General features: G+C 64.3%; 12 protein-coding genes. 9 read left to right on the top strand and 3 right to left on the bottom strand.

The window, feature by feature from the left end:
* Positions 1–123: 123 nt before the first annotated feature.
* Complete coding sequence (gene coq7, locus ACVOL0_RS19440; RefSeq protein ID WP_481550480.1) at positions 124–768, bottom strand: 2-polyprenyl-3-methyl-6-methoxy-1,4-benzoquinone monooxygenase; 645 nt, start codon at positions 766–768, stop codon at positions 124–126.
* A gap of 206 nt (positions 769–974) precedes the next feature.
* On the opposite strand from coq7, the gene rplM reads away from it, so the two are divergent.
* The 3 genes from rplM to ACVOL0_RS19455 all read left to right on the top strand — a co-directional run bounded on the left by rplM (position 975) and on the right by ACVOL0_RS19455 (position 3,252).
* Complete coding sequence (rplM, locus tag ACVOL0_RS19445) at positions 975–1,403, top strand: 50S ribosomal protein L13 (protein WP_481550481.1); 429 nt, start codon at positions 975–977, stop codon at positions 1,401–1,403.
* Between the two features lie 2 nt (positions 1,404–1,405).
* Complete coding sequence (gene rpsI, locus ACVOL0_RS19450; protein WP_057626426.1) at positions 1,406–1,798, top strand: 30S ribosomal protein S9; 393 nt, start codon at positions 1,406–1,408, stop codon at positions 1,796–1,798.
* Between the two features lie 323 nt (positions 1,799–2,121).
* Positions 2,122–3,252, top strand: a complete 1,131-nt coding sequence (locus ACVOL0_RS19455) for a hypothetical protein (RefSeq protein ID WP_481550482.1) — start codon at positions 2,122–2,124, stop codon at positions 3,250–3,252.
* A 13-nt stretch (positions 3,253–3,265) separates the two neighbouring features.
* Here the strand turns inward: ACVOL0_RS19455 and ACVOL0_RS19460 are convergent, their stop codons facing one another.
* Positions 3,266–3,760, bottom strand: a complete 495-nt coding sequence (locus ACVOL0_RS19460; RefSeq protein ID WP_057626456.1) for a MarR family winged helix-turn-helix transcriptional regulator — start codon at positions 3,758–3,760, stop codon at positions 3,266–3,268.
* Positions 3,761–3,887: 127 nt separating this feature from the next.
* On the opposite strand from ACVOL0_RS19460, the gene hppD reads away from it, so the two are divergent.
* The 3 genes from hppD to hmgA all read left to right on the top strand — a co-directional run bounded on the left by hppD (position 3,888) and on the right by hmgA (position 6,883).
* Positions 3,888–4,997, top strand: coding sequence for a 4-hydroxyphenylpyruvate dioxygenase (gene hppD, locus ACVOL0_RS19465; RefSeq protein WP_481550483.1), 1,110 nt, complete (start codon positions 3,888–3,890; stop codon positions 4,995–4,997).
* A gap of 101 nt (positions 4,998–5,098) precedes the next feature.
* Entirely contained in the window at positions 5,099–5,497 is a 399-nt protein-coding gene (locus tag ACVOL0_RS19470; protein WP_481550484.1) for an endonuclease domain-containing protein, read from the top strand.
* A gap of 87 nt (positions 5,498–5,584) precedes the next feature.
* Positions 5,585–6,883: a homogentisate 1,2-dioxygenase gene (gene hmgA / locus ACVOL0_RS19475; RefSeq protein WP_481550485.1), complete on the top strand. Its 1,299-nt coding sequence runs from the start codon at positions 5,585–5,587 to the stop codon at positions 6,881–6,883.
* A 1-nt stretch (position 6,884) separates the two neighbouring features.
* On the opposite strand, the gene ACVOL0_RS19480 is transcribed toward hmgA, so the two are convergent.
* Entirely contained in the window at positions 6,885–7,421 is a 537-nt protein-coding gene (locus ACVOL0_RS19480; RefSeq protein ID WP_481550486.1) for a hypothetical protein, read from the bottom strand.
* Positions 7,422–7,553: 132 nt separating this feature from the next.
* Between ACVOL0_RS19480 and ACVOL0_RS19485 the strand changes: the two genes are divergently transcribed.
* The 3 genes from ACVOL0_RS19485 to ACVOL0_RS19495 all read left to right on the top strand — a co-directional run bounded on the left by ACVOL0_RS19485 (position 7,554) and on the right by ACVOL0_RS19495 (position 9,797).
* A complete protein-coding gene (locus ACVOL0_RS19485; RefSeq protein WP_481550487.1) occupies positions 7,554–8,132 on the top strand; it encodes a lectin in 579 nt (192 codons plus the stop codon).
* 77 nt (positions 8,133–8,209) lie between these two features.
* Positions 8,210–9,163, top strand: a complete 954-nt coding sequence (locus ACVOL0_RS19490) for a calcium/sodium antiporter (RefSeq protein ID WP_481550488.1) — start codon at positions 8,210–8,212, stop codon at positions 9,161–9,163.
* A gap of 190 nt (positions 9,164–9,353) precedes the next feature.
* Positions 9,354–9,797 (top strand): hypothetical protein, encoded by a 444-nt coding sequence (locus ACVOL0_RS19495; protein WP_481550489.1) that lies wholly within the window; start codon positions 9,354–9,356, stop codon positions 9,795–9,797.
* The last annotated feature ends 127 nt before the right edge of the window (positions 9,798–9,924 follow it).

A 9,924-nucleotide genomic window follows, 5' to 3' on the forward strand; every position in this document is an offset into this window, starting at 1 on the left:
CCCCCCCCCCCCCCCCCCCCCCCCCCCCCCCCCCCCCCCCCCCCCCCCCCCCCCCCCCCCCCCCCCCCCCCCCACTACAGGTGGAGCGCGGCCGGTAGCCCTGGCGCAGCATGGCTGCGGGCATCAAAGCCGGTAGGCCACAGCCTTCATCGCCTTGGACGCCAATGCCATTACCGACGGGATCGGGAACGGCAGCTTGCGCGCACCGGCATGTTCGGCGTGCTCGGCATGCCGCGCTTCGTCGAGCTTCATCACCTTGAGGATCTCGCGGCTGCGCTGGTCGGCCGGTGGCAGGGTCTGCAGGTGCTCGTCCAGGTGCGCTTCCACCTGGCGTTCGGTCTGCACCACGAAGCCCAGGTTCCAGCCGTCGCCGCGCAGGCCGGCCAGAGTGCCAATGGTGTAGCTGCCGGCATACCAGAGCGGGTTGAACAGGCTGGGGCGGCTGTCCAGTTCGCGCAGGCGATCGGCGCACCAGCTCAGGTGGTCGGTCTCTTCCTGCGCTGCTTCCAGTAGATGGGCGCGCGTGGCCGGGTCGCGGGCGACCGCAGCCTGGCCGAAATACAGGCCCTGCGCGCAGACCTCACCGACGTGGTTGATGCGCATCAGCCCGGCTGCGTGGCGGGCCTCGGCCGGTTCCAGCACCACCTCGGGGGTGTCGCCGGCTGGGTTGGGGCGTGCGGCCGGCGGATTGCCGAACACCGTATCCAGGGCGCGCTGGGCTTCAGTCAGCAGGTGGTCCAGCGGCGTGTGTACGCGGGCGGTGATCATGTCAGGGCAGTGCAGTGGGGTATATCCGATTCTCGCCGCTGGTCCGCGGCCTGCCAAGGCCGACGCGGGGCGGCTGTTCAGATGCCGGGTTGCGCCCGGGGCGGGCGGCCAGTACAATCCCGCCTCTTCTGTTTCACCTTCACAACGCGTGGCAAAGTTCCGGTGGTTCATCTCGCCGTAATCCGCCCGACCTACCTGAGTTCTTTATGAGCACTTTCACTGCAAAGAACGAGACCGTCCAGCGCGACTGGTACCTCGTTGACGCCGCCGGCAAGACGCTGGGCCGTCTTTCCACCGAGCTGGCTCGCCGCCTGCGTGGCAAGCACAAGCCGGTCTACACCCCGCATGTTGACACCGGTGATTACCTGGTCGTCATCAATGCCGACAAGATTGCTGTAACCGGCAATAAGCTGAAGGACAAGAAGTACCATCGCTTCACCGGTTACATCGGTAACCTGAAGACCGAGTCCCTGGAGCAGGCGCTGGAGCGTCACCCGGAGCGCGTCATCGAGACCGCCGTCAAGGGCATGCTGCCGAAGGGCCCGCTGGGTCGTCAGATGTACCGCAAGCTCAAGGTCTATGCAGGCACTGAGCATCCGCACGCAGCACAGCAGCCGCAGGTTCTGGATATCTAATCATGGCTATCACTCAAAACTACGGCACTGGCCGCCGCAAGTCCTCCACCGCTCGCGTGTTCCTGCGCAAGGGCACTGGCAACATCACCGTCAATGGCCGTCCGCTGGACGAGTTCTTTGGTCGTGAGACTGCACGCATGATCGTGCGTCAGCCGCTGGAACTGACCCAGAACACCGAAAGCTTTGACATTCTTGTCACTGCTGCCGGCGGCGGCACCACCGGCCAGGCCGGTGCGATCCGTCTGGGCATCGCCCGTGCGCTGGTCGAATACGACGAAACCCTGAAGTCCGAGCTGCGCAAGGCTGGCTTCATGACCCGTGACGCCCGTGAAGTCGAGCGTAAGAAGGTCGGCCTGCACAAGGCACGTCGCGCCACCCAGTTCTCCAAGCGTTAATCGCTTTGGGGTTGGGGTTCTTCGGAATCCCACTGGGAAAGCAAAAGCCCGGCTTCGGCCGGGCTTTTGCCGTTTTGGGGTTTGAGGGTGGGAATGGGGAATGGGGAATGGGGAATGGGGAATGGGGGATGGGGGATGGGGGATGGCCAGGGTCAGGGCCAAAGCCAAAGCCAAAGCCAAAGCCAAAGCCAAAGCCAAAGCCAAAGCACCCCTCCCCAACCCTCCCCTGCGCTTTGCGCAAGGGAGGGGGTTAAGCCACAGCCTTCATCTTCATTTTGTTCGCCTGCGGCCGCTAACGGATCAATCCCTCTGCATCCGGCGCCTTGCCCTCTCTCATCATGCAGCCAGCTGCCAGCCCCGATTCCAGCGCCGCAACTGTCGAACAGGACCTTGCCGGCATCCAACTGCCATCGGTGGAGGAACTGCTGGACGAAAGCGCAGCGCCGGAAGAGCCCGCGCCGCCGCCGCGCTACCGGTTGCCACAGGCAGCGGTGCCGCCCAACATCATGTTGCAGTCGGCAGTCACGCGACTGGTCGAGCAGAAAGAACAGATCGATCAGCTGACCCGCAACGGCTTGCTGGCTGGCTTGTTGCCGCCTGAGTGGAGTGCATCGCCTGGCAACGAACTGCGCGCCTTTGTCGCCAGCGTGGTGCCGTTTGCCTCCGACAATGTGCGCGGTGAAACCATTGCCGCACGCGTGCCATTGAAGTTCCTGCTCGGTCATTCGCAGCGCTGGGGCAAACCAGACGTGGCCGAACCCAATTCCCTGTCGGCCTTCCTGGCCAGCGATGAGCGCGCCAACAGTGGCGTCAACGATCACGCCGAGGTCATGCTGCTGTCGCCATTGGGCCTGGGCTGGGCGCAATCCGGCCGCAGCCGTGTCGGCTTTCTACGCGCTATGGGCCTTGAATCGATGGCAGCGCGGGTGACCGCTTTGCCGTACCCGGCGCCGGAACAGCTCTCGCTCTACCAGGTCAGCAACAACGGCCTGACCGAGTTCTGGTGCGTGATGGACAAACGCCGACTGCGCGCGCTGCCAGTCCCGGCTTTGTCCTTGCCACTGTTGACTGCCTATGGCGTTGCAGCACCGCAAGGGTGGCCATCCAATTGGCCGGAACCAGCTGAAGTTGGCGCGGAGCTGGCGTTGGCACGCATGGGTAAGGGCAGTGCCGAAGTCGATCTGGTCAAGCTGGTGGACAAAATCAGACGTGACCAAGCCAACGATGCCTGGACCGGCGCCAGCCTGATGCAGCTGCACACCTGGGTGCCGCGCTGGCGGTTCTTCCTGACCTCGTTCATCGGTCTGCCGGCCGGCCTGTTGCTGCTTGCAGCATTAGCCTTGCCCGGCCGCGTGGAAGCGGCGGCGGTGGCGGCGGCATTGGGTTTTGCAGGTGGTGCGATCGCGGCCCTTGCCGCGCCGTGGATCTATGCGCGGCGCAAGCACCTGAGTTGATCGTCGGCGACGATCAACCCTCGTTCATGCGCTGCAGACCGGCATCGGCCAGGCGCGTGATCAGGCGTTCGAGTACCTGTTCTTCTTCTTCGGTGAGCGCCGACATCAGGCGCCGTTCCATCTCGATCACCATCGGCGCGATGGTCTCGTAGACCTCGAAGCCTGCGGCAGACAGCGCCAGCACCGAACGGCGACGGTCATCGCCATGGGTCTCGCGTTTGATGAAACCGCGCTCCAGCAGGCGTGCCACGGCGCGGCTGACCGCCACCTTGTCCATTGCCGTGCGCTCGGACACTTCGCTGGCCGAGGAGCCCGGATACAGCGCCAGGATGGTGATCACACGCCATTCGGGAATGGCCAGGCCATAGCGCTCGCCGTACAGCCGGGCGATGTTGCCGCTGACCCGGTTGGACAACACGCTGATGCGGTAAGGCAGGAACTGCTCAAGATCCAGCAACACGTGCGAGGCGCGGATGCTGGTGGACTTGCTGTAATCGGAAGAGCTCATGCTGCAGTGCACCTTGATGGTGGTTTCATGTGAAACTATAACCTTCGGTCCAGACCCGCTTTTTGGGCGGATCTTCCTGTTTTCATCGCCGGTACCCCGGCGACCGCCATGCTTCCGGAGGCAACTCATGAACACCCCTACTGCATCCAACGCGCCCAACCTGGGCATGCAGGTCACCACCTTTGAAAACCCGATGGGCATCGATGGTTTTGAGTTCGTCGAATTCGGCGCACCGGCGGGGCAGGCTGCCCAGCTGCACGCTTACTTCAAGAACATGGGGTTCACGGCCGTCCTCCGCCACCGGCAGCGTGCTATTACCGTCTACCGTCAAGGCGGCGTCAACTTTCTTGTGAACGAGGAGCCGAATTCGTTCGCCGCCGACTTCGCCGCCAAGCACGGCCCGAGCGCCTGCGGCTTCGCCATCCGCTTCCAGAAGCCGGCTGATGAAGTGCTGTCAGCGGCCCTGCGCAACGGTGCCGAGGAGGTCGAGCTGCTGGCTGAAACCCGCGCCGTGTCGGCGCCGGTGATCAAGGGTATCGGCGATTGCATGCTGTACCTGGTGGATCGTTACGGCGGTGCCGGAAGCATTTACGACACGGACTACGAGCCGATCGAAGGCGCCGATCAGAACCCGGTCGGCTTTGGCCTGACCTTCATCGACCACCTGACCCACAATCTGTACCTGGGCAACATGCAGCAGTGGTCGGACTACTACGAACGCCTGTTCAACTTCCGCGAGATCCGCTACTTCGACATCAAGGGCGCCAAGACCGGGCTGGTGTCCAAGGCCATGACCGCGCCGGACGGCATCGTGCGCATCCCGCTCAACGAGTCCTCCGACCCGAAGAGCCAGATCAACGAATACCTCGACGCCTACAAGGGCGAGGGCATCCAGCACATCGCCTGCTTCACCGACAACATCTACGACACCGTCGAAGCGATGCGTGCACAGGGCATTGATTTCCTGGATACGCCGGACACCTACTTCGACGTGGTCGACCTGCGCATCCCGAACAACGGCGAAGACGTCGAGCGCCTGCGCAGGAACAAGATTCTGATCGACGCCGACCCGGAAACCAAGCAGCGCAAGCTGCTGCAGATATTCACCAAGAACTGCATCGGCCCGATCTTCTTCGAGATCATCCAGCGCAAGGGCAATGAAGGGTTTGGCGAAGGCAACTTCCAGGCCTTGTTTGAAAGCATCGAGCGCGACCAGATGGATCGTGGTGTGCTGTAAGCGCTGAAGCACCGTAAGACAAAGCCCCTCTCCCCTCGGGAGAGGGGTTGGGGTGAGGGCGAAGCTGCTAAAGATCATGAAAGGCGCAAGGAGGCCGCTTCATGAGCTATTGCAGCAAACCACCATTACCCACGGTTACTCTGGGTCGTGCCCGCAGGCTTCGCCGCAATCTGACCGACGCCGAGCGCAAGCTCTGGAACAGGTTGAGGAGCGGCCAGCTAGGTGGGTTGAAGTTTCGCAGGCAACATCCGATTCCGCCGTATATCGTGGATTTTTACTGTGAGGCCAAACGGCTGGTAGTAGAGCTGGATGGCTCACAGCACAATGAAGACGTCGATCGCATGCGCACTCGTTTCCTGGAACAGCAAGGTTTGACCGTATTGCGCTTCTGGGACAACGATGTACTGCTGCAGGTGGATGCGGTGCTGGAAGCCATTTTGATGATGGCTGAAAGCCTTACCCTCACCCCAACCCCTCTCCCGGAGGGAGAGGGGCTTTAAGCGGCAATGCTTTAGCTTTTACCCTCACCCCAACCCCTCTCCCGGAGGGAGAGGGGCTTTAAGTGCAACAACACAGGCAGGTTCGTGATGGTCAGCAACGCTTATCAATCCGGCTTCGGCAATGAGTTCGCCACCGAGGCTGTGCCCGGCACCTTGCCGGTGGGTCGCAATTCGCCGCAGCAGGTGGCACACGGGCTGTATGCCGAGCAGCTGACCGGCACCGCCTTCACCGCGCCGCGCGGCAGCAACCGCCGCAGCTGGCTGTACCGCATCCGCCCGGCGGCGATGCACGGTGAGTTCACCCCGTTCGCGCAGCCGCGCCTGCACAGCGATTTCAGCCATGCGGCCGCTTCGCCCAACCAGTTGCGCTGGGACCCGCTGCCGCTGCCCACCACGCCCACCGATTTCGTCGAGGGCCTGTACACCATGGGCGGCAACGGCTCGGCCGAAGCCCACAGTGGCGCCGGCATCCATCTGTACGCCGCCAATGCCGACATGCGCGGCCGCTACTTCTACAACGCCGATGGCGAGCTGCTGATCGTGCCGCAGCTCGGCCGCCTGCGCCTGCGTACCGAGCTGGGCGTGATCGAGATCGAGCCGCAGCAGATCGCGGTGATCCCGCGCGGCGTGCGCTTCGCGGTCGAACTGCCGGACGGGCAGGCACGTGGCTACGTCTGTGAAAACTTCGGTGCGCTGTTGAAGCTGCCCGACCTGGGCCCGATCGGCAGCAATGGCCTGGCCAACCCGCGCGACTTCGAAACCCCGGTCGCCGCCTACGAAAACCTCGACGGCCAGTTCGAGCTGGTCGCCAAGTTCCAGGGTCGCCTGTGGCGTGCCGATATCGGTCACTCTCCCCTGGACGTGGTCGGCTGGCATGGCAACTACGCGCCGTACCGCTACGACCTGCGTCACTTCAACACCATCGGCTCGATCAGCTACGACCACCCGGACCCGTCGATCTTCCTGGTGCTGCATTCGGCCAGCGATACCCCGGGCACCAGCAACCTGGATTTCGTGATCTTCCCACCGCGCTGGCTGGTGGCGCAGAACACCTTCCGCCCGCCGTGGTTCCACCGCAACATCGCCAGCGAGTTCATGGGCCTGATCCACGGCGCCTACGACGCCAAGGCCGAGGGCTTCGTACCGGGCGGTGCCTCGATGCACAACTGCATGACCGGCCACGGCCCGGATGCGGCTACCTTCGACAAGGCCTCGCAGGCCGATCTGTCCAAGCCAGACGTCATCACCGACACCATGGCCTTCATGTTCGAAACCCGTGGCGTGATCTGCCCGACCGAGCAAGCGATGGATGCGTCGCACCGCCAGCGCGGCTACCAGGCCTGCTGGAGTGGGCTGCGCAACAACTTCACGCCGCCCAAGGGGTGATTCACGCTGGCAGCGGTGCTGGTTGCAGTACCGCTGCCAGATGCGTTTCCGGCAGCACTTCCTGCAGGCGCCCACGCACGCGCTGGGTGTAGCCGTCGGAGGTCATTGCCGGCAAATGGCTCAGTGCCAGCTTCAGCGCCTGCACGGTATCGCCTTCCTCGCGCGTTGCCTGCAGCAGCTTGTGCAGCTGCGCCGCGGTGGGATTGCGCTGCAGGGCCAGGATATCCAGCACATAGATGCGCGCTGCGACCATCGAGCGGCGCCGCTCCACGGGTGTGTGCGGCGTGGCCGCGGCGTCGACAGGCGGCTTCACAGCCGGACTTGTAGCGGGCGCTGCGGGCGGGGACTCCACCTGCAGGTAGCCATCGCGCTGCAACTGCGCGATCAGCTCGGGGACGTCGTTGCCGAGCATGCCGCTCAGTTCGGCAAGGCTGCGTTTGCCATCGCACAGGATCAAGGCCCGCCGCTGGCGCAGGTCCAGCGCGGCGCGGTGCGTCTGCAGCACGGTGTGGCCAAGTTCGGTCTTGTGCGGTTGCATGGGCGGTGGGCACGGGCGACGTAGGCGCCCAGCCTGTCGCCGGCAAGTGAAACCACGATGACAAGACTGTCTTCGCGCTGGCCGGGCACGGTTGCCGCTAGACTCGGTCGCGAACCCGCCCGGAGCCGCTGCATGAAGCGCCTTGCCTTGCCGATGTCCCTGTTTGCCGTGCTGCTGGTGGCTTGCCAGCGCACGCCACCGGCCGCGCCGGCAGCTGCCGAGCCTGCTGCAGCGCCGCTGCCGGCCAATCCCACGCCTGCGGCAAGCAGCGTTGCCGACTGGCAGGGCTATGGTGCAGCACAACTCGGCATCGATGCCGAGCAGCTGCGCACGGTATGGACGGGCGACCTGCAGGGCGATGCCGCGGCCGATGGCGGCTGCTACTACCTGTCGCCGGCCGCGCACAGTGAGGGCGGGCCGTTCTTCATGCTGGAAGGCGGCAAGTTCGTCCGCTACGACGTGCGCGGTGGCGATACCGCAGCGCCCGGTGGCGGCAGGATCGGCATGGATCTGGCCCAGCTGCAGGCGCTTTATCCGCAGGCCGAGCCGCCGCAGCCGCACAAGTATGTCGATGCCGGCAAGGTGCTGCGGGTGCCGGCAACGGATGGCAGCCAGGGCGTGCTGGTGTTCGAGCTGGGCGCCGACGGCAAGGTCACGCTCTGGCGCGTAGGCCTGCCGCCGCAGGTGGATTACGTGGAAGGCTGCGGCTGATACCCTGCTGCGGCCATAGGCGGTAGCGCGGGTATGCTCCCGGCGCCGCCGTCATCACTGCAGGGGAGGGAGGCGCAATGTTCGAAGCTATCGCATGGTTTGTCCTGGGACTGGTGCTGCTGGCCCTGGGCGGTGATTCCATCGTCAAGGCAGCCTCTGGCCTGGCCCAGCGCTTCGGTGCCTCGCCCTTTGTCGCTGGCTTGTTGCTGGTGGCTTTCGGTACTTCCTTGCCTGAGCTGGTGGTCAATGCACGCGCCTTCGCCGTCGGTGCGCAGGAGTTGGCGCTGGGCAATGCGGTTGGCAGCAATATCGTCAATGTCGGCCTGACCCTGGGCCTGGCTGCGTTGGCTTTCCCGCTGGTAGTGCGCACGCGCCTGCTGTCGCCGCTGCTGGTGCTGCTGGCGGTGGCGACGCTGGCCTTGATCGTGTTCGGACTGGATGGGGCAATCAGCCGCATCGAAGGCATCGTGTTGCTGCTGGGCTTCGTCGGCGTGCTGGCCTTCCTGCTGAAGCGTGCACGACATGAGCCGGCCGCGCTGCAGGAAAGCATCATCAATTACGCCACTACCCGCACGCTGCTCGGACTCAACATCATTCGTCTCATCATCGCTGCGGTGGTGCTGTACTACGGCGCGCGTTTCGTGGTGCAGGCAGCACCGGTGATCGGCGCTGGCTGGGGCATGTCGCCATTGCTGGCGGGTTTGTTGCCGGTGGCCATTGGCACGGCGTTGCCGGAGGTCGCTGCGGCCATTGCTGCTGCACGGCGCGGACAGGGCGATATGGTGGTCGGCCACGTGATCGGCTCCAGCCTGTTCAATGTGCTGGTGGTGATAGGCGGCATGGCGGCACTGCGGCCGCTGCCGCTGCCGGCCTCGTTCGTGCGCCTGGAGCTGCCGGCCGCTATCGTGTTCGTGCTGATGCTGTACCCGATGCTGCGCGGCGACCTGAAGATCAGCCGCGGCGAAGGCGCGGTGCTGTTCGTCGCGTTCCTGGCGTGGATAGGCCTGGAGCTGGCGCTGTTTGCCGTGTAGGAGCGGCGTAAGCCGCGAAGCTGGTGAAAGCCAAGACGCCGGATTGATTGCAATCACGAACCATGTCGCCGTTGCTGTTGCAGTGGCTTCGCGGCTTGCGCCGCTCCTACAGGTACAGCGGCGCTGTCTCTTGTACTCATCGCCGGTGCTGGGCTTGAATCAATGTTTCTGGGCTGACAAGGAGTCGAGCATGCGTAGTCTGTTGTTGATGTCGGTTCTATCAATGGGCTTGGTGGGATGTGCACATGTTGAACGAAGCACGGCATGGGTGGACCCGGCCATGGCGGTGCAGCTGGCTGCTGCGGCCGGTCCGCAGCGCGGGGTGGACGGCGTGTTTGCGCTGATCGTGCGTGCCAGTGGCAATGCCGATGGCAGGCTGTACTTGAACTCCCAATCGGACTACCGCGATCCGCGCAATCTCAGTATCAGCATCGGGCCAGATGCGCTTCAGGAATTGGTGGCGCTGTATGGCGCCGATCCAGGCGCAGCCTTGAAGGGGCGCGCGATCCTGGTGCAGGGTACGGCGCGGATGGTGCGCATCGCATTCGTTGCCGATGGCACGCGCGTCAGCGACAAGTACTACTACCAGACCCACGTGCAGGTTGATGACGCCGCGCAGCTGCGGTTGCGCTGAGGTATTGCCGGTAGTGCCGAGCCATGCTCGTCAGAGGCGTTCCCAGTATTCCCGCCCTGTAGTGCCGAGCCATGCTCGGCTGGAGCCTTACCGGGAAAGCCTCTGCCGAGCATGGCTCGGCACTACC

Source organism: Stenotrophomonas sp. STEN021 (assembly GCF_056760175.1).